Source organism: Thalassotalea sp. ND16A (assembly GCF_000764205.1).
GTDB lineage: Bacteria > Pseudomonadota > Gammaproteobacteria > Enterobacterales > Alteromonadaceae > Thalassotalea_A.
On sequence record NZ_JQDZ01000103.1, the window covers coordinates 14,672 to 33,833 of the forward strand.

General features: G+C 43.4%; 15 protein-coding genes. 7 read left to right on the top strand and 8 right to left on the bottom strand.

The annotated features are described in order from the left end of the window. Positions 1-74: 74 nt before the first annotated feature. Both ND16A_RS05020 and ND16A_RS05015 read right to left on the bottom strand, forming a co-directional pair. On the bottom strand, positions 75-1,151 hold the full coding sequence (locus ND16A_RS05020; protein ID WP_443080374.1) for an endonuclease/exonuclease/phosphatase family protein: 1,077 nt from the start codon (positions 1,149-1,151) through the stop codon (positions 75-77). A gap of 107 nt (positions 1,152-1,258) precedes the next feature. Then, positions 1,259-2,272 carry a GlxA family transcriptional regulator gene (locus ND16A_RS05015; protein ID WP_033078496.1) on the bottom strand — a complete coding sequence of 338 codons (1,014 nt, stop codon included), beginning with the start codon at positions 2,270-2,272 and terminating at the stop codon, positions 1,259-1,261. A gap of 141 nt (positions 2,273-2,413) precedes the next feature. On the opposite strand from ND16A_RS05015, the gene ND16A_RS05010 reads away from it, so the two are divergent. The 4 genes from ND16A_RS05010 (at position 2,414) to ND16A_RS20360 (ending at position 6,306) form a co-directional block, all read left to right on the top strand. Continuing rightward, positions 2,414-2,977 (top strand): OsmC family protein, encoded by a 564-nt coding sequence (locus ND16A_RS05010; protein WP_081945634.1) that lies wholly within the window; start codon positions 2,414-2,416, stop codon positions 2,975-2,977. A 150-nt stretch (positions 2,978-3,127) separates the two neighbouring features. Continuing rightward, a complete protein-coding gene (locus tag ND16A_RS05005) occupies positions 3,128-3,448 on the top strand; it encodes a type II toxin-antitoxin system RelE/ParE family toxin (protein WP_033078497.1) in 321 nt (106 codons plus the stop codon). Beyond that, positions 3,445-3,723 carry a helix-turn-helix domain-containing protein gene (locus ND16A_RS05000; protein WP_033078498.1) on the top strand — a complete coding sequence of 93 codons (279 nt, stop codon included), beginning with the start codon at positions 3,445-3,447 and terminating at the stop codon, positions 3,721-3,723. Before ND16A_RS05005 ends, ND16A_RS05000 begins: the two co-directional genes overlap by 4 nt. An 810-nt stretch (positions 3,724-4,533) precedes the next feature. Next, complete coding sequence (locus ND16A_RS20360) at positions 4,534-6,306, top strand: tetratricopeptide repeat protein (protein ID WP_052073217.1); 1,773 nt, start codon at positions 4,534-4,536, stop codon at positions 6,304-6,306. Between the two features lie 43 nt (positions 6,307-6,349). Here the strand turns inward: ND16A_RS20360 and ND16A_RS20365 are convergent, their stop codons facing one another. The 4 genes from ND16A_RS20365 to ND16A_RS04985 form a co-directional block, all read right to left on the bottom strand. Further along, positions 6,350-7,504, bottom strand: a complete 1,155-nt coding sequence (locus tag ND16A_RS20365; RefSeq protein ID WP_052073218.1) for a hypothetical protein — start codon at positions 7,502-7,504, stop codon at positions 6,350-6,352. Between the two features lie 9 nt (positions 7,505-7,513). Next, entirely contained in the window at positions 7,514-7,984 is a 471-nt protein-coding gene (locus ND16A_RS04995) for a UPF0158 family protein (RefSeq protein WP_052073219.1), read from the bottom strand. 134 nt (positions 7,985-8,118) lie between these two features. Further along, complete coding sequence (locus ND16A_RS04990; protein WP_033078499.1) at positions 8,119-8,877, bottom strand: sulfite exporter TauE/SafE family protein; 759 nt, start codon at positions 8,875-8,877, stop codon at positions 8,119-8,121. 330 nt (positions 8,878-9,207) lie between these two features. Then, positions 9,208-12,450, bottom strand: coding sequence for a S41 family peptidase (locus tag ND16A_RS04985; protein ID WP_033078500.1), 3,243 nt, complete (start codon positions 12,448-12,450; stop codon positions 9,208-9,210). Positions 12,451-12,821: 371 nt separating this feature from the next. Between ND16A_RS04985 and ND16A_RS04980 the strand changes: the two genes are divergently transcribed. The 3 genes from ND16A_RS04980 (at position 12,822) to ND16A_RS04970 (ending at position 16,438) form a co-directional block, all read left to right on the top strand. Further along, a complete protein-coding gene (locus ND16A_RS04980; protein ID WP_033078501.1) occupies positions 12,822-13,967 on the top strand; it encodes a cupin domain-containing protein in 1,146 nt (381 codons plus the stop codon). Positions 13,968-14,277: 310 nt separating this feature from the next. Beyond that, positions 14,278-15,651 carry an NfeD family protein gene (locus ND16A_RS04975; RefSeq protein ID WP_052073221.1) on the top strand — a complete coding sequence of 458 codons (1,374 nt, stop codon included), beginning with the start codon at positions 14,278-14,280 and terminating at the stop codon, positions 15,649-15,651. A gap of 4 nt (positions 15,652-15,655) precedes the next feature. Beyond that, entirely contained in the window at positions 15,656-16,438 is a 783-nt protein-coding gene (locus ND16A_RS04970) for a slipin family protein (RefSeq protein ID WP_033078502.1), read from the top strand. 62 nt (positions 16,439-16,500) lie between these two features. On the opposite strand, the gene ND16A_RS04965 is transcribed toward ND16A_RS04970, so the two are convergent. Together ND16A_RS04965 and ND16A_RS04960 are read right to left on the bottom strand one after the other, a co-directional pair. Next, positions 16,501-17,622, bottom strand: coding sequence for a hypothetical protein (locus ND16A_RS04965; RefSeq protein ID WP_052073222.1), 1,122 nt, complete (start codon positions 17,620-17,622; stop codon positions 16,501-16,503). Beyond that, the gene (locus ND16A_RS04960) at positions 17,597-19,015 is read right to left on the bottom strand and encodes an MBOAT family O-acyltransferase (protein ID WP_033078503.1); all 1,419 of its coding nucleotides are present in this window, start codon (positions 19,013-19,015) and stop codon (positions 17,597-17,599) included. Before ND16A_RS04960 ends, ND16A_RS04965 begins: the two co-directional genes overlap by 26 nt. Positions 19,016-19,162 lie beyond the last annotated feature (147 nt).

Below are 19,162 nucleotides of genomic sequence, written 5' to 3' on the forward strand. Positions count from 1 at the left end.
AGATTAACTTTTATCGCGTTGCGATAATTACGCGAAGTTGAAACCCCGCCAACCGGCTTTTCGGGGTTTATGGATTACGAGCGTAGCGTTAGGGTGATTTGCACTATGGCATGGTCGGTACTTTGGCCATCGCGTGCAAAAATGGGATTGATTAGATGCTGATCGCAGGTTTGATAATCGCTGATCGCAAAAAAACTGTCATCAAAGTTGGTATCAAACTCATTCGATAATAAAATGTAATCGAGCACCGAGCCTTCTGCGCCGTAGTAATGGGTGGGCAACCGACACACTGTCGAATCAACATTGTTGGCACGTAGATACAAGTCCCACGAGTCTTTTAAACAATATCTGTCTAAATAGGCATCACTGTCAAATTTCGGCGCATGGCGTAAGCGACTGGTTAGCAAATGCGATAATACGCCATCCGTTAAGGTATTATTGAAATCGCCCAGCAATATCATCGGCAACCCTGACGATTCGCGCCGGGTTATCATTGCAATCATCAACAATGTCGCTTCACTGCCCCGCTGCACAGTAGAGCCCCAACCGCCTGCAAGTTGCGCCTTGAGGTTTTCGATGATGTTTTTTTCAGCCGATAATTCCTTACACGTTTCATGCTCAAACAACGGCCGTTTCGATTTAAAATGCACCACGTAACAATCACAGTGCTCTATATGGGGCAAATCTATGGTGGCCCTGATAACTTGTCTATTGAAGGAGAAGTCGGCAGAAATCCCCATAGCAACGGCAAGCTCTTGATCTGGTACAACGCTATCGACTTCGACTATTGGATATTTCGACGCGATGGCCACAACCGGGCTGCGATAAATGAAGTCATCAATGACCTCGCTACTATCCACTACCTGAAAATACTCGTAGCCCTGCTCTGCCACTAAAGTTTTTAATGATTGAGGGCTAAACACTTCCTGAAAGCCAATAACGTCCGGTTGATATTCGGCTAAATAATTGCGGATCCACAACTGTTTTTTTGCCCATTGCTCGCTACTGTAAATCCGCTCAAACTCGTAGTAGGCATTTGGCGGCTCAAGGTAATTAAACAGATTGAAGGTAGCAATTTTAAGCTGCGGCTTTGATACCAGGTCAGGGGTGGCTCCTTGGTTATCTAGTGTTGGTTTTTTGGGGTTGGACAATCCATTTCCTATGGTGATGTATGTTTATAGTGTTTACTTATGATTTTGATTATACCTAAATTGTAAATGGTTGCACTGGCAATAATAATGATCATACGGTTAAATTTTTATTTCATCATGCCCGTTCGGGTAAACATTTTTCGATAGTCACTTGGGCTTAAGCCAGTTAACCTTTTAAATAAGCACCGAAAAAACGCCGCGTCTTCATAGCCTACGTCGGCACTAATATCATCAATGGCTATCCTTTTGGTTTCCAGTTGGTGTTTTGCTTGTTCAACTCTTAAGTTTTGTACTCGCTCTAATAAAGATTGGCCGGTAGCTTGTTTAAATCGTCGTTTAATGGTGCGCTCTGCCATGCTGATGGCTTCAATCAGTTTGCTCAGGGCGTCATGTTCTCGAAAGTGTTGTTCTAGCCACTGCTCAGCTTCCAATACAATTGCATCAGAGTGTGGACTATTTCTGACTAGCACTGCGTAGGGTAGCTGCCCTTCAGCATGCCATTTAAGCAGATACACTTTGCTGATACGTAACGCTTCACCAGGGCTACTATGACGAGAGATAATGTGGATCATTAGATCATGCCAAGATGTGGTTCCTCCAGCGGTAACAATTCGGCCTTGTTCATCGGCAAAACACAAGTTAGGTGCGGGTTGAAACTTTATGTTGGGGTATTGTCTTCGAAAGAGATCTTGATAGCCCCAATGAGAAGTGGCACAACAGCCATCCAACAGGCCTGACTCTGCTAACAGCAAAGCACCGGAACAGGCCGAATAAAGATAACTGCCTTCGTCATATTTGCGTCTTAAAAAGTCCATCAGCTGTGGATATCTGCCCTTTAAGGTTTCATCGGGCCCTAACCATATTTCAGGGATGATCAAAATATCGGCTTTGCTGTTTTCCTTGATGGTAACGTCAGATATTACCGGAATGCCATTTTCACAGGTAAACGATTTTTTATTAAGGGTAAGCACTTGCGTGTTAAATTGCACCGGCAGTACATCACAGCGTACCAGGGTTTGCCAAATATTGCCCGTAGCCGATAACACATCAATCATTCCGTATAACACCGACCCCGCAGTTTCTGGCAAGGCAAGTATGAGTATTTCAACTGGTTTATACATGTATAGGCCTCGCTGTTACTCTGTTTTGGCACAAATGGACCGATATTGGCAAGGCTCCTACTTATTAAACGGCTGCTCAAGTATTAAATTAGGTGTTATTGACCCAACGGGATCGAGCTAACCCAAACCGAGGATAAGATAATGGAACAACATGCAATGAAAACTATAGTCTGTAATGGTGTGAATGTAACGGCGCTAAACTCTACCATTGATGCCGTGAAGCAGGATCCGTCTTTGGCTAATTTTATCTTTAAAGCTGAAAACCAATGGCTAGGTGGTGGTCACAACCGCTCAAAGATTCAAGACTTTTATGGTTGTGGACAAACGGATAATTCAAGAGCCCTGCCATTTATATTAGATGCCGATGAACCACCAGTGTTACTTTCAACCGATAAAGGCGCAAATCCGGTAGAATATATTTTACACGGACTTGCCGGGTGTATGACCACCAGCATGGTCTATCATGCCGCCGCTCGTGGCATTGCCATTAGTGGCCTGAGCTCATTATTGGAAGGCGATTTAGATTTACGAGGTTTCTTAGGGTTAAGCACAGAGGTTAACAAAGGTTATAGCGAAATTAGAGTGAAAATGCGTGTAAAAACCTCCGCTGCAGTTGAAACCCTGCGGGAGTGCGTGAATTTTTCTCCGGTTTATGAAATGATCTCAAGATCGGTTCCTGTAGTTGTTGATATTGAAACTTACTAGAAAACAGGCCGAAATATAGGTTTGTGGCACTTAGTTAGCCCTTAAATCAGAATAGCCAAGGGTTGCTTAGCTATTTTTTTCAGTTTAGTTTGTGCTTATTTCTTGATTATTCCAACTTATCATATATGATAAGTTATTAAGGAGTTTATCATGACATGGAATATACAGTTTTATGATGGCGTGGATGATCAGATTTTAAAAATGCCAGCTAAAATTCAAGCCCGATTTATTAGGATAATGGATTTAATGGAAATACATGGTGCGAATCTAGGATCTCCTCATACTAAAAGCCTTGGACGGGGCTTATTTGAAATAAGGGCAAAAGCTAAAGAAGGTATAGCAAGAGGGATGTTTTGTTACCTACAAGGGAAGAACATTGTTATTGTGCATGCTTTTATTAAAAAGACACAGAAAATCCCAAGTAAAGAATTGGAGCTAGCAAGACAACGTATGAAAGAGGTAACGTTATGAGCCTATCTAAATTAAAGCAAAACGCTTTTACCAATAAAGAAGTAAAAGCTGAATATGACAAATTAGAAAGTGAATTTGCATTGGCAAATCTTCTTTTAGAAATGCGTAATAAAGCAGGTCTCACCCAAAATGATCTGGCGAAATTAATGAACACCAGCTTCACCAGTATTTCCAGGCTTGAGTCTGGCAAGGGTAACCCAAGTTTAAAGACAATTAATAATTTTGCTCAGGCCTGTGGCTTTCAATTAAATTTTAACTATGAAAGGCTAAATTAATAATTAGTTAATGAAATGATTCTTTTTCCTATGAGGCTCTAGTAAAAATAGGAAAATATTCTATTTACCAGTAAGTTAACATGTTTATTACAACAAACTATTGCAAGCTTTTACATTTCGTTTACAGTTTTATTTTTTAACTCGGGTAGAATTACACACAGTTAAGTTTTATCGCACAGCGATAATTACGCGAGGTTAAAACCCCGCCAACACTTTTCATAGTTTTCCTCCATAAAACTTTTTGCCTCTCAATCTTTTTGAGAGGCTTTTTTTTTGCTCATGGAAGAGCTATATGCAGAATTTCCATGGATGGAAAAAATTCTGCTTGTCCGGAATTTATTGGTTTTTGTTAACCTTTATCGCGTTGCGATAATTACGCGAGGTTAAAACCCCGCCAACCTTGAGTTCAGGAAGTTAAATTGATTGATTTTTGTTCAACAACAAACTATTTCAGGTTTTTACATTTGGTTAACGGAACTTTTTTTGATATGGGGTATCATAAGTAACAGTTAACTTTTTATAGTTTTCTTCCCGTGTATGTTTTATGTTTGCCTCTCAAATTTTTGAGAGGCTTTTTTTTGTCTGGAATTTATTCGTTTACGATAACTTTTATTGCGCTGCAATAATTACGCAAGGTTAAAACCCCGCCAACCGGGTTATTCGTATGGTTGGCTATATTTGAATCACGCATTATGGCGCCAGCCAATAGCTGTTATCGCGTTGCGATAATTACGCGAGGTTGAAACCTCGCCAACCTGAAATTTTAAACTATTATTTATTAGGCAAAAATAAACTTTTTAGTTGGGTGCTATGTCCTTCATCAAAGAGCTCAAACGTCGTAATGTATTTAAAGTAGCAATTGCTTATGTCATTGTGTCGTGGCTTGTTGTGCAGGTGATCGACTCCATTGTGCCTATTATTGAAGCCCCGGAATGGGCTGCTAAAGTGGTGCTGGTGTTGCTGCTCGCCGGGTTTCCCATCGCCTGCCTGTTTGCCTGGGCATTCGAACTTACCGCGGAGGGCATAAAACGCAGTAAAGACGTCGACATTGCCGATTCAATCAGCCATCAAACCAGTCGGAAAATAGACTTTATTATCATTGCCGCGCTGTTATTCATTATTGGCGGCCTGTTGTATCAGCAGTACTTTTCAACACCGGTGAACACCACGATTAATTCATCAATTGCGGTATTGCCGTTTCGCAATATTTCTTCCGATCCTGAACAAGAATACTTTTCCGATGGAATTGCTGAGGAAATTTTAAACGCGCTGGTACGGGTAAAAGGCTTATCGGTTAGCTCTCGCACCTCGTCTTTTGTATTTAAAGGCAGCGGAAAAAGTATCAAAGAAATAGCCAAGGCCTTGCGGGTGAATCACGTACTCGAAGGCAGTGTGCGCAAATATGGCAATAAGGTAAAAATCACCACACAACTTATTGACGTGAGTAACGACAAATATGTGTGGAGTAATACCTTTGAGCGCGAGCTAAATGATATCTTTGCGATACAGGAAGAGATCTCATTGGCCATTGTAAGCTCGTTAAAACTCAGCTTAGATCCATTACATAGCCAGCAAAGCCAAACAACCAATATACAAGCGTATTCAATCTACCTGCAGGGCAAATTTGAATATGCAAAACGCTCAAGCGACTCGCTGGCCTTATTTGATGCAATCAGCTTATTTGAACAAGCAATCGAGCTAGATCCCGGTTATGCAAATGCCTACGCCAGCATGGGCAGAGCACACGCAATGTTATTAAACTACGGTTTGGTGACTGATCTGAAAAAACACCACTTACTGGCGCGTACCGCGATTAATATGGCGCTGGCTCTTGATGCCAAAAACGTTGAAGCTCTGCTCTCTTTAGCAACAGTGAAGTTTCAATGGGAAGGCGATTTTATTGGCGCTCAACAAGACTTTCAAAGTGCTATCGCTTTATCGCCCCAAAATGCTGAAATATATAACTTTTTTGGTGACTACTTTAATACCATAATGGATTACGACAATGCTCTGATAATGGAAGGAATGGCATTTGAACTCGATCCTAATTCTTATATCAATGTCGCCGAATACGGGCAAACGTTGCTCAGGGCTGGACAAGTTGACCAGGGCTTAGAGCTTTTGCGTGAGCTTTTTACCGCTAAAGCTGAGTTCGTAAATTCAAACCAAATCACCGCCTTGGGAAATTACTTTGCCCGACGATTAATTGCGACAAAATTAGGCGGGCAAAAGCTCATTGCTCAGGGTTTGCTAAAAAGCCGGTTTAGCGATTTACTGTTAAAAGCCTACTCAGGTGATGAACAAGCGTTAACAACCTTAATCAATACGCCAGTGTTCGGCTATACCTATGCTGATATTTATCCGATATTTATTGCCGATATCTACTTTCAAACGGGTAAGTTTGATCAAGCCGAACTTTGGTTGCAAAAAACGCTGGATAAAGGGGTTAATTATTTTGAATTTATCGATATAAAGGTTGCCGACCCAAGGGTGAAAGTTAACCATGCCGGTATTAATAAGTTATTGAATAGTCCGCCTTTGGATAAATTTATGCGGCTACGCCGAAAAAATTTAGGGCTGTAAAACTAACCAAGCCAACCGGCTTGGTCGAATGGTTGGCAAAACTTCAGTCTCGCGTTTTATATTCTTGCAAACGTTTTAATAGCGCCGGTTTTCTTGGGTTTTTACTGATAAAGCGTGTTAGTTGCAGTTGAAATTGTGGCTCTTGCTGGTTTAATTCGTAGGCGAAACTAAGCTCTTTTATCAGTTGCGTTGCTTCGTTATAACTATGGCCAGAGCCTTTGTCGGCAAGTTTGTTGACGTCACTCCAACAGGCTGCTCTGCTGTCATATATTTGTTGGAGATGAATTTCTCTTTGTTGTTGTCGCTCTTTGGCGAGTTTTTCTTCGGCTAAAGCTTGTTCAGTTACATATATTTGATGCTGTTTTTCATAATCACACTGCAACTTTGCTAGCGATATTGTTTGTGTTTTCTCTGGTTGTTCAAGTTCAAACGTTCTAAATTGTTTTATTAACGTCTTTTTTACCGTATTGGCATTATCATTTATTAAGCTAATTAACATTGCATTTCTGTCTGCTTCAGCTAGTTGCTCAATAAAGGCTAATTGGCTTACCTCAGGCTTAGCTACTTGCTTAGGTAAATGCTTAGGTAAATGCTGGTCAGCATAGTTTTGATACACTTTTGACCAGACAAGATCGACCTGGAAAAACTCCATAATTGCTTGTTGGCATGGGCTTAATGGCTGGTTAGCATTTGCCAATATCGGCAGTGCAAAGTCTAAATTAAAATAACCACACTCTATTGCCGATAACAAGATCAGTATCAATGCCCGATAATCACCATTAATAAGTTCATCTCTTAGCGGTAATATCCTGTGCAACCAATAATTGCCATCCCCTTCATAAAAATAATACTCCTCAGTGGCAGGAAGCGACAATACCAGAATACTGTGCTGTTCAAGTTCAACAATATCAATGAGTTCATTAACCAAAAAGACGGAAATTAGATTACTGGCAAGTATGCCCTTATCCAGCTTTATATATAGCTCGGCATTTCCCCAGTTGGTCAAATAGAAACCAAAATCAAAAAAGGTTGCCATCATCTCAACCGGTTCAGCGTTTAAGTCGCCCCAATGGTATTCATTTTCAAAGTATTGCGAGGTTATCTCGGCACGGGTTGAAATATCTCTAAGTTGCTGTTGCTGTCTCTCGGTTAGCGCCTGGTCTATGGCTTTAAAATGATAATACTGGTATTCACTCATAAATTATAATTACTGTCTCTTGTTACTTTCATCATACTCAATTGAATTAACATCACACCAGGTTTTAATCGCCAACTCGGTTTGTTGTTGCTCATATTGGTACCACTTGTCGGTTATTTGCTGCTCTTCCAGCATCAATTTAAACCTACGATAAGCGCCAGATTTACTGAATATTCGGTAGGCATAATCAAATTGTTGGGGTAAAAACTGTTCCACAAAGCGAAGCGCCAGTCTTTTGCCAAGATCTAACTCATATTTATCCGGCAATTGCAGATAGCGATCATTTTCAAACAGATCATCAGGTAGATCATCCTTCGCTTCAAAACCAAATTCAGATTCATCCATATCAACAATAATCTTGCCCGTACTCGTATCTAAATACGTTACGATTTCGCTAATACTTGACATGCCAGAAAACTCTAACGCATCTACTATTTCGCTTAGGTTCACTTTTATTGGGTTTTGTTGCTGATTGCTCATTTGATTACCCTTTTCTAAGTATTCAATTAAATCTTAGTATAACAATTTAATCGAATTATAATCATGCGAGGTTAAAACCCCGCCAACCGGGTTGGTGAGACTTCAGTCTCGCGCTATGGTGCTAGCCACTTAAGTTATGGCAGCGCTTTTAGCAGTAACGCCAAGCCGGTTACTATGGTCATCACTTCGAACGTTCTTTTCACTAAGGTATTACCTTTGGTCAGGGCGATGTGGGCACCTAAATAGCCGCCAAGTAATGAGCCCAATAATAATGCGGGCAGCCAAGACCATTGTACCGCTGAGATTAATGCCAGGGTGATAGCCCCGGCTCCATTCCATAAAATGCCAACCATCACCAGGGTATAAGAGACTGCGCGCGCATAGCCCATGCCAAACCAGTAAATCAGCCACATGGTGACAAATAAGCCGGTGCCAGAGGTGAGCGAGCCATTGAGGATGCCAATCAAAAACAAGCCCAGGGCACCGATAAAATAGCCTTTAACGGACAGGTTTTTTAACTCATCTTGCAGGCCTAAATGGGGTTTCACGATGGAATAAATGCCCAGCGCTATGGTTAAACAGCCTAACGACAGCATGGCAATGTTCGCGGGTATTTGCAAAATAACGTTGGCGCCAAGCACCACCCCGGGTAATGCCCCGCCAATCATAATGGCGACTAACTGCCAACGGTATCCACCGGTTTTCAGATATTTTATCGAAGCGCCCAAACCGAGTGCCACCGAGGCAATTTTGTGGGTAGCAAGGGCTATCCCAAATGGCAGACCAAGAAAGATTAATACCGGTAATTGCAACAAGCCGGCGCCGCCGCCAGCCAGGGATGACAAGGTATTGGCGACAAGGGAGATGATGAATAATAAAATATGTTCAAGCATGGTAAATGTTGATTGACTGCAGTTATCGAGATATTAGCACTTTATTGATAGGTGATATCGCTTGTTATTTAGCTTAGTTATTCAATTTGGTTATTAGTAGTGTTGACTGCAGAGACTTTGCACAACTTTTGCGTAACTATTACAGATTATTGCTTGGCGGGACTTCAGTCTCGCGTTATGGCGCTAGCCAGCTCTTGGTTATCGCGTTGCGATAGCTGATTCTCAGTTATCGCCAGCGATAATGACGCGAGGATGAATCCCCGCCAACCGGTGAGGAGAAATCCTCGTCAACCGGCGCAGATTACCCGCGTTAATCGGTTTATCGAAAGGCTATTCCATCGTCGCGGTAACGGCGCGAACGGGCTCTGCCGGAGAGGGTTGCTGGCGGTTGTTTTTGTGGGTTTTCAATTCGGCCATGGCCTCTTCAACGGCCCTTTTCAATTGGCTGTCGATGCCTTTACTGGCCAGTTGCAAATCTTCATCCACTTCAATATCGGGCGCTACGCCTTCGTTTTCCACTCTCCATTGGCCATTTAAGTCGTAAAAGCCACTTCTTGGCGCGGTCATATAACCACCATCGATCAAGCCAGGTACGCCCCAAATCCCCACCAGGCCACCCCAGGTGGTTTTGCCAATCAGTTTGCCAATGTTATGAAAGCGGAACAGATACGGGAACATGTCACCACCCGAGCCGGCCATTTCATTAATCAGCAACACTTTCGGGCCACTAATTAACGAGCCGGGGCTGGTCAATGGTTGTCCGGGTTTTAAGGTGTTGTTGAAGTAGCCACTGAGTTTGCGATTCAGCACATCGATGTAATAATCGGCAATCGAACCGCCGTGGTTAAAGCGCTCATCAATTACTGCGCCTAACTTATCTGCCTGCGCAAAAAAGTATCGGTTAAAATACTCATAGCCTTGCGTGGTGGTATCTGGTACCCACACATAGGCCAATTGATTGTCTGACGCTTCATTGACATACCTACGGTTATTTTCTATCCAGGCGTGCATGCGCAGCTCGTATTCATTACCGGTAGGTTTTACCCAGATATCGATTGGCTTTTGAACTGAACCATTGGTGCCGATGCTAAGTTTGGTTTGTTTACCCTTGGTACCATTGAAATATTGATAAAAGTTTTCTTTGCTATCCAGCGTTACGCCATCAACCGCAAGGATTAAATCCCCCACTTTCAGTTTTTCTTTATGGCTGGCAAGCGGTGCTTTGCTGGTCACAGCCGAGTTCCATTGCTCGCCATCGTATATTTTGTCGATGACAAAATGTTTGCCGTTAATGGCCACATCAATACCCAGTAAACCAACGGTAGATTTTGGTATGTCCGGCAACTTGCCATTTCGGGTAAACGAGTGGCCTACCGAGGTCTCGGCGCCAATATTATCTAATAAATAGGTTAAATCACTCGGATGATTCACATGCTCCACCAATGGCAAATAATCTTTATAGACTTTGTTCCAGTTAGCACCGTGAATGTTGCTTACGTAAAAGTAATCTCGTTGAAAACGCCAGGCATCGTGAAACTTTTGTCGCCATTCTTTTTTCGGATCAATCCATAAATTAAGCTCAACGTTTAGTGGCTCGGATTTTTCTAGATCTGCCGGGCTGTCGGCCAGTAACCATTTGCCTTTGCTGGATACCAAAATGTGCTTATTATCGTTGGCCAACACATAGGTGCGCACATCGTCTTTGAGCAACTTGCTTTCTTGCTTATCAAAGTCAAACATATGCAATTTGTACGAGCGATCATTTGCGGTGGCGACATACAATAAACCATCGGCGGCACTGGTTAAATTGGAGTAATGGCCTTTCGGTAATGGAATTGGAATTAGGCGATTAAGTATATTGTCAAAATCGATAGTGACCACTACCTCTTCATCTTTTTCATCACTGTCGTCTTCTTTATCGCCATTATTGTTTTCGGGTTTAGCTTCTTCATCCTCTTGCTTTAACGGCACCGGTGTTGGCGTATCTTTGGTTAATAGCAGCGCATAAATCTCATAGCTTTCCAACGCTTTACCTTCAATACTTAGGTCCAGCCAAGGCGCTTTGCTGGCAAAGTTGGTACTGGCAGTCACGAATAAATATTTGCCATTGATGTCCCAGGCAAAGGCATTGTTATCAGCCATATTGGTGGTGACTAAGTGCGACGTTTTATCTTTCACTGAATAGACATAGACGTTGCGTAAAAAATTGGCTTCGGTTTTTACATAGGCAATAAAATTATCGTCTATTGAAAATTGCGGTTGTACCAGATTTTCTACGATCACCCGCGTGTCTTGATCAATTAACGTGCTACGCTGTTTGTCTAAATCGACAAACCAAAATTGCTGTTTTTCATCGGTGTAAGCAAGTTTTTTGCTGTCATGCGACCAATTTAAATTGCCATAAAACCCTTGCTCACGCAGCTTTATTTCTGTTCGGCTTTGGCCACTCTGGTTTGCTATGACTAACCGGTATTCACCGCTTTCATCACTAAACCAGGCGATTTGCTGACCATCGGGTGACCATACGCCGCTAGTTTCTCGATGACTGGATTTGGACAAGTTTCGGGTATCGCCATGTTTTGCTGGTACTGAAAACACTTCACCGCGGGCGGTGAATAAGGCGCGCTTACCATTAGGTGATAAGGCTATCGCTTCGATATGATCATTTACCTTGTTCCAACTTGCCGCCGCCCATGGAAAATCTGCGTTTATGGTGATAGCTAAGGCGTTACTGTTGCCATCTTTTAATAAAAACAATTTACCGTGTTGTTCATAGACCAAATTGATGCCATCACTGCCATAACCTTTTACGTCATAATCTTGATGGTTGGTGACCTTGCTCACTTGCTTGCGAGTAACGTTGTATTTAAATACATTGACCACATTTTCAATGTCTGACAGATAATAAATATCATCACCATGCCATGTTGGATTCGTCACTTTTTCGCCATTAAACGGCAAGCTTTGCTCTTTCAAAGTGCTTAGGCTTACGATACGCAGCGGGTTGTTTTGGCCACCCCGATATTTACGCCAGCCATCATCCCAAGGGGACACTTTTTGATAAACAAATTGGCTAGAGTCTGCTGAATAGCTGCCGCTTTGTGCTCTGATCATCGGCAGCGATGTTGGCGTATTGCCAGAGATGTTTACTTGGTAGAAACGCGATTGTGCACGTGGTGCTTGATCACGGCCTGAGCCAAACAACACCTGCTGGCTGTCGTTACTCCAGCCTTTTACAATATCGGCGCCCGGATGCCAGGTGAGTTGTTTCGGCATACCACCGTTAACATTGACGATATAAACATCGCTGTTACCATTATATTGGCCGGTAAAAGCTATCCAGTTACCATCCGGTGACAGTTTCGGGTTTTGCGCTTGCCCCTGAAAACTGGTGATGCGTTTGGCATTTAAATTACCCAGCTCGGTTTTCCAAATTTCCTGTCCATAGGTAAAGACAATGGTGTTGCCTTGAATATCGGGTTGTCTGAGTAATAACGTACCTTGATGATTACTGGCATTGGCCTGAATCATGGCCAACATAGAGAGGAGTATTATTCCGAAAATCTTTTTCATTGGTATTTCCATTATTTATTATTTTTCAACCTCTTAGTTTAATAGAGAATGTTGGTAACTCAAGAAGATTGAGGCAATTATTTCGCTTGCAATAATTTCGCGAGACTTCCGTCTCGCGTCATGGCGCTAGGCAAATGCAGTTATCGCAGGCGATAATTACGCGAGGTTAAAACCCCGCCAACCGGAAACCCGAAGCTCGATGCTCGATGCTCGATGCCCGTAGCTCGTAGCTCGTAGCTCGTAGCTCGTAGCTCGTAGCCCCCATTAACCTTCATTTAATCGAAAGAAACAACGACTGGATCAATAAAACTCTCCCGGCTCTCTTTAAAATACAGCGCATTATTCTTTGCCCATTATCAAAAAGGCTATATATGTTCGAGTTGAGTTTAAGTGAATTTAGTCGCGAAACGTTTTTACGCGATTACTGGCAAAAAAAGCCAGTCGTTATCCGCCAGGGCTTTAAAAACTTTGAAAACCCTATCGATGCCGATGAAATTGCCGGGTTAGCCGGATTAAACGAAGTTGAATCACGCATGGTGTACCGTGAAGGTGATCAGTGGCAAGCCGAATTTGGTCCGTTTGACAACTTTCAACGCTTTGGCGAGCAAGGCTGGTCGTTAATTGTTCAAGCTCTGGATCACTGGAGCGAAGAAGCCGCTGAAATGATCGAGCCATTTCGCTTTATTCCCAACTGGCGTCTCGACGATTTAATGGTAAGTTTTGCGACCCCAGGTGGTGGCGTTGGTCCACATATCGATTTATACGACGTGTTTATCTGCCAGGGCTCGGGTAAACGCAACTGGCGCGTCGGCGATATTGGCAACCATGTGGAATTTGCCGCTCATGACGCGTTATTACATGTAGAGCCTTTTCAGCCAATCATCGATACCGAACTATTACCCGGCGATATTCTCTATATTCCGCCAGGATTTCCGCACGATGGCGTCACTTTAGCGACATCCTTAAGCTTTTCGGTAGGTTTTCGTGCCAATTCAACGGCAACGATGATCAGTGGTTTAGCCGATCATTTAACCGATAAGGAACTTGCAGCTGAATTGCTAAGTGATCCACAAAGAGCATTATCTAATCACAGTGGTGAAATTAGCAGTGCTGATTTTCAACAGATTAAAAAGCAGCTGTTACAACTGGTAGAAAACGAGTCACTAATGCGGCAATTTGCCGGCAGCTTTTTAAGTCAGGCAAAACATGAACTCGACCTGCAAATTGCCGATGACGCATATAACAATGATGAGATTTCTGAGCTATTACAAGCAAACAACCTGATGCGCCTAGGCGGCTTAAAAGCATTTTATTTTAATGATTCGGTTGAACAAGGCTTGTTTTACATTAACGGTGAAGAGCACAGCGTAAGCGCTAATATTATTGCCGCAGTAAAACAGATGTGCGATAACGTAACCGTAACTCCTGAAATGATCAGCGGCTTTAGCGAAAATGAAAACTTTATCAGCTTTTTAGGTGAGTTACTCGATGCCGGCTACTGGTATTTCGCCGAGTAAATTTGCCGGGACTTCAGTCTCGCTGGTTGGCGGGACTTCAGTCTCGCGTAATGGCGATAGCCAACTCTTTGTTATCGCGTTGGAATAATTACGCGAGGATAAATCCCCGCCAACCTGGCCCTTGGTTGGCGGGACTTCAGTCTCGCGTTATGGCGATAGCCAATCTCTGTTATCACGTTGCGATAATTACGCGAGGTTGAAACCCCGCCAACCGGTGGTTCTTCGGTTGGCGGGACTTCAGTCTCGCGTTATCGAAATAAAAGTTATTTTTTGAACTAAACTTACAGTAGGTCTATGTAAGGTACTTGTCATGTTACGGTGGATTATAGGCTCATTGTTAATTGTTAGCTTTGCTTGCAAGGCCGCAACAGAATCGTCTGCAATAGACCCGCTTTCCCCTCCATCTAACAACGTGCCAGTGCTTACCATAAAAGGCGCAATCGGGCCCGCCGTTAGTGCTTATTTAGTCAAAGAAATTGACAAGGCAAATCTGCTAAATTCCCCGCTGATCATTATTACTCTCGATACTCCTGGCGGATTGAGCAGTAGTTTACGTGATATCAATATGGCCATAATGGCCTCAAAGGTGCCGATTGCCTGTTTGGTTTACCCACAAGGTGCCAGAGCTGCCAGTGCCGGCACCTATATACTGTATGCCTGCCATATTGCAGCAATGTCAACGGCAACGACTTTGGGGGCTGCAACCCCGGTGAGTATTGGTGGCCCAAGCGCGCCGAAAGATCAACAAGAAAGCAAGCCAGAAAGTGCCACGGCGATGGAAAGAAAAGTATTAAACGATGCCATCGCCTATATTCGTGCGTTGGCGCAATTGCGCGGCAGAAATGAAGAGTGGGCCGAGCAAGCCGTACGCGATGCCGAAACCCTCACCGCCACAGAAGCGCTAGAGAAAAACGTGATCAATCTGTTGGCGCAAACCCCTGCCGATTTATTGCAACAACTCAATGGGTACTCGCTCACCATTAATGAAAAACAACAACAACTCAAGTTAAGCAAGGCAAAATTACTCCCGGTAGAGGCCGATTGGCGCAATAAATTTATAGCCACCATCACCGATCCCAACATTGCCTATATTTTAATGCTGATCGGGATTTATGGGTTGTTGCTCGAGTTTTATAGCCCGGGAGGTGGCATTGCCGGGGTCACCGGCGGCATTGCATTATTTGTGGCGTTATACGCCTTTCAGTTATTGCCGGTTAATTTTGTTGGTGCCGGTTTATTAATTTTAGGTATCGCCTTAATGGTGGCGGAATCTATGGCGCCTAGCTTTGGCGTATTGGGCTTAGGTGGAATCGTGGCCTTTGTCTTAGGGTCTATCTTCTTAATCGATACCGAACAAAATCATTTTCAAATATCGATACCGTTAATTGCCTCAGTCGCCTTTATATCGTCACTGTTTTTTGTCTTTACCTTAGGGTATTTATGGCGAACCCGCAACAATAAGGTGGTCAGTGGCAAGGAAGAAATCATCGGTGGCACCGCCCTGGTGGAAGGCGATTTTAATGATTGTGGTTACGTTATTTTTAATGGTGAACGCTGGGCAGCAGTGAGTCAGGAGCCATTAATTCAGGGGCAAACCGTACAGGTTCTAAGCATACAGGGATTAACATTACAGGTAACTAAATTCACTACGATGCCCAAAGACGGGCGTGCAGCTAAGGAGTAAAACCATGGAGTTTCTCGTGTATAGCTCAGAAATATTCTGGACCAGTGTCATATTTTTAGTCTTGCTGATAGTGCTCAGCATGTTTAAAATTTTGCGCGAATATGAACGCGGGGTGATTTTTTTACTCGGCCGGTTCTACAAGGTAAAAGGCCCGGGGTTTATCATAGTGATCCCGCTGATCCAACAAATGGTGCGAGTAGATTTACGTACTGTGGTGATGGATGTACCAAGCCAGGATGTGATCAGTCGTGACAATGTATCGGTACGGGTGAATGCGGTAATTTATTTTCGGGTGATCGACTCGCAAAAGGCGATCATCAATGTTGAAAATTTTCTCGAGGCGACCTCGCAACTGGCGCAAACCACATTGCGCTCAGTATTAGGTCAGCATGAACTCGATGAAATGTTAGCCAATAGAGAAATGCTTAATGATGATATTCAGGAGATCCTGGATACTCGCTCAGATGCCTGGGGCATCAAGGTTTCCAATGTAGAAATAAAACACGTTGATTTAAATGAAACCATGATCCGCGCCATCGCCAGACAAGCAGAGGCAGAGCGTACCCGACGTGCGAAAGTGATCCACGCCAGTGGTGAAAATGAAGCATCCACCGCCTTGGTTGAGGCGGCCAGTAAACTGGCGCAAGAGCCAAATGCAATTTTGTTGCGTTATTTGCAAACATTAACCGAAATCGCCGGAGAGAAAAACTCCACCATAGTCTTTCCCTTGCCCCTGGACTTAATCAGCAGTCTGACAGCAACGTTAAAGAAAGATAACGGTGGTTAACGGTCTCGCCAATGCCACTATCCTTGCCAAGCATTTCTAACTGGCTGCAGCATCACCAAGGTTCATGGTGCTGACATGGTGGAAAATTCGGTTTTGCTGATTAAGTTTTGATAAATACGGACAAAATCTTTGGTAAAGCTCCTCGCATCTTGCGCCGCCAAATGAGAATTTTCGGGTAAAGTATATTTGCTCAAATCCGGATAGTCTTGAAAATGAATACCGGGCGCACCGGTTTTACGCAAGAGCACATCCCAGGTATCTGCTTTCGGATTATACATGCCCTCTTCCATGGTATAAAAACCTTGAGATGGCATGCGAACAAAGATCAGGGTTGCGCCTTTTGCTTGCATTTTTTTGTTAACGGTAACGGCACGTTCTATTTGTTTATTGCGATTTTCCAACGCTTTTTCTTGCTTCTCTGCCGGTAGCTCTGCAATCGGTTGAAAGCCTTGCATCCATATTTTTATCGCCAGTTTGCGGTATTCTTCATCCTTGACCACTTTATCCCACATTTGGGTATTCCTGTCTTCTGCCATTACCATTAATTTTCGTACGTCCAAATTGTTACTAATGCCTTCACGCTCAGGCCATGGCTGCCTTTTCATGATGGTAAAAAGGGCAAAGTCAGGAGCCAAAAAGCTAAGGTGTGGTTCGATCAACATGGCAAGCTGTTGCCCCAGCCATTGCGAAGGCGCTTCTTGTCGATAAGTTTTTAATGCCTTAGCACGATACTCAAAACCTGAGAAAAACAACCCCGGAGCCACCCCGACAAATACCGTGCCCTGAAAGTTATCATCATCCGCTAAATCTTCTAATACTGACAATGGTGTTGTGCCCTCAAGCGCTAATTGAATCGGTTTAATGCCGGTTTGTTGGTGCCAGATATCGGTTTGCAGGTTGAACAGCATTCTTGATGAACCGGTAAATATCACCGATTCCTTGCTCACTTTGCGCCGCTCTATCGCCCACAAACTGTTTGAATTGATATAATCCGCTTGCACCCCCTGACTGCGCCAGTAACCTTCCCAGCCGGTAAGTAATATGGCAAATACGCTTAAAGTGAGTAATATCAGTTTTAACCAGTGATGCTTTGGAATGTCTCGGTTGAAATCCTCAGTATAGTAACAGTGGTTATAGCGGTTTTTGTCATTTCTCGACTTAGAATTGGAAATAGATGAAGGCATTGCTCCCTCCCTGAGTGATGGCAATGAAAAACATCATGGTGGCGCAGGTTGCGCCAACGGCTGGCAGAGAAATATTGCTGACCACTTGTTCCAGTGTTTTATTGCGCATATACCAATGTATTGCCAACATGATGGTAATGGTGAGCAACGTTTGCATGATGTATTGGCTAGACAGTACATTTTTATCGCCTTGTAACAGCAACATAGATTGCATCATGCGCCAGGCAGTAGCAAAGTCTGGTGCGCGAAAGAATACCCAGGTAATGTTCACCAGAAAATAGGTGAAAAGTGCTAACACCACTTGTCCCTGAGTCGAACTCCAAAAGGCGACCTGCTGGTATTTTCGATACAGTATTCTCTCTCCTGCCAAATACAAGCCGTGTAATCCGCCCCACACCACAAAGGTCCAGGCGGCACCATGCCATAAGCCACCAAGTAACATGGTCAGCATTAAGTTAATAAAGGTACGTTTTGCGCCTTTTTTGTTGCCACCTAATGGAATATACAAATAATCCCGTAACCAGCTTGACAGCGAGATGTGCCAGCGCCGCCAAAAATCAGAAAAACCAATCGCGGCATAAGGAAAGTTAAAGTTGTTTGGCAATGAAAACCCTAAGGTCAGAGCCACCCCGATGGCGATAGTGGAGTAACCGGCAAAATCGCAAAATATTTGTCCGGAAAACGCCAGAGTGCCTAACCAGGCATCAACGGGGGTTAATATTTCCGCAGCAGCGAAGACCTTTTCGGCAGCAGGTGCCAATATGCCATCGGCAACCACAACTTTTGAGAACATACCGATAACCATCATGGTTATGCCCCAAAATAGCTGATTATTGGTTGCCACCCGGGGCGTGGCAAATTGCGGAATTAAAAACGTAGGACGCACTATCGGGCCTGCCACCAGTTGTGGGAAAAAGGTCACGAACAAAGAGAAATCAAGCAAGGATTTGGCTGGCTCTGCCCGCTTTAAATACACATCCAGCGAATACGCCATCGTTTGAAAGGTATAAAATGAGATCCCCACCGGCAAAATAATGTCCCAGGCCGCCGGTTGATAGCCAATATTGAAAAGCGCCATCAAAGCAATAAAATTATCGAGTAAAAATTGGCCGTACTTAAAAAAACCAAGCATTCCCAGGTTCACCACTATGCTAATGATCAACAATACTTTGCGCGCCTGCGGTCGATTTTCAGCAAACATACGTTTTGCCACATGCCAGTCAACTACGGTTGAGATCCACAATAAGATCACAAAGGGCGGGTTCCAGGCAGCATAAAAGACATAACTGGCAAGCAACAAATTTGTTTTTTTGATACGCCAGCTAAACGGCAGGTTATGCAAGGCAAGCACAACACAAAAGAAAAAGATGAAAGCAAACGAATTAAATAACATTCTGTAGCCCTGAATTGTAACTATTCACTCAATAGCTGAATTTTTAACTTAGTAAGGCAAATCCAAACTTTAAGTTTAGAAGTTGCTTATTGAAAGTCAAAACAGTGGCTAATAATGAATAAAAATAGTTGCTATTTTTATTCAAAA

Excerpts from the sequence above, each read along its gene's own strand:
- ND16A_RS05015 (WP_033078496.1), bottom strand. The coding sequence starts at position 2,272 with ATGTATAAACCAGTTGAAATACTCATACTTGCCTTGCCAGAAACTGCG.
- ND16A_RS05010 (WP_081945634.1), top strand. The coding sequence starts at position 2,414 with ATGGAACAACATGCAATGAAAACTATAGTCTGTAATGGTGTGAATGTA.
- ND16A_RS05005 (WP_033078497.1), top strand. The coding sequence starts at position 3,128 with ATGACATGGAATATACAGTTTTATGATGGCGTGGATGATCAGATTTTA.
- ND16A_RS05000 (WP_033078498.1), top strand. The coding sequence starts at position 3,445 with ATGAGCCTATCTAAATTAAAGCAAAACGCTTTTACCAATAAAGAAGTA.
- ND16A_RS20360 (WP_052073217.1), top strand. The coding sequence starts at position 4,534 with ATGTCCTTCATCAAAGAGCTCAAACGTCGTAATGTATTTAAAGTAGCA.
- ND16A_RS20365 (WP_052073218.1), bottom strand. The coding sequence starts at position 7,504 with ATGAGTGAATACCAGTATTATCATTTTAAAGCCATAGACCAGGCGCTA.
- ND16A_RS04995 (WP_052073219.1), bottom strand. The coding sequence starts at position 7,984 with ATGAGCAATCAGCAACAAAACCCAATAAAAGTGAACCTAAGCGAAATA.
- ND16A_RS04990 (WP_033078499.1), bottom strand. The coding sequence starts at position 8,877 with ATGCTTGAACATATTTTATTATTCATCATCTCCCTTGTCGCCAATACC.
- ND16A_RS04985 (WP_033078500.1), bottom strand. The coding sequence starts at position 12,450 with ATGAAAAAGATTTTCGGAATAATACTCCTCTCTATGTTGGCCATGATT.
- ND16A_RS04980 (WP_033078501.1), top strand. The coding sequence starts at position 12,822 with ATGTTCGAGTTGAGTTTAAGTGAATTTAGTCGCGAAACGTTTTTACGC.
- ND16A_RS04975 (WP_052073221.1), top strand. The coding sequence starts at position 14,278 with ATGTTACGGTGGATTATAGGCTCATTGTTAATTGTTAGCTTTGCTTGC.
- ND16A_RS04970 (WP_033078502.1), top strand. The coding sequence starts at position 15,656 with ATGGAGTTTCTCGTGTATAGCTCAGAAATATTCTGGACCAGTGTCATA.
- ND16A_RS04965 (WP_052073222.1), bottom strand. The coding sequence starts at position 17,622 with ATGCCTTCATCTATTTCCAATTCTAAGTCGAGAAATGACAAAAACCGC.
- ND16A_RS04960 (WP_033078503.1), bottom strand. The coding sequence starts at position 19,015 with ATGTTATTTAATTCGTTTGCTTTCATCTTTTTCTTTTGTGTTGTGCTT.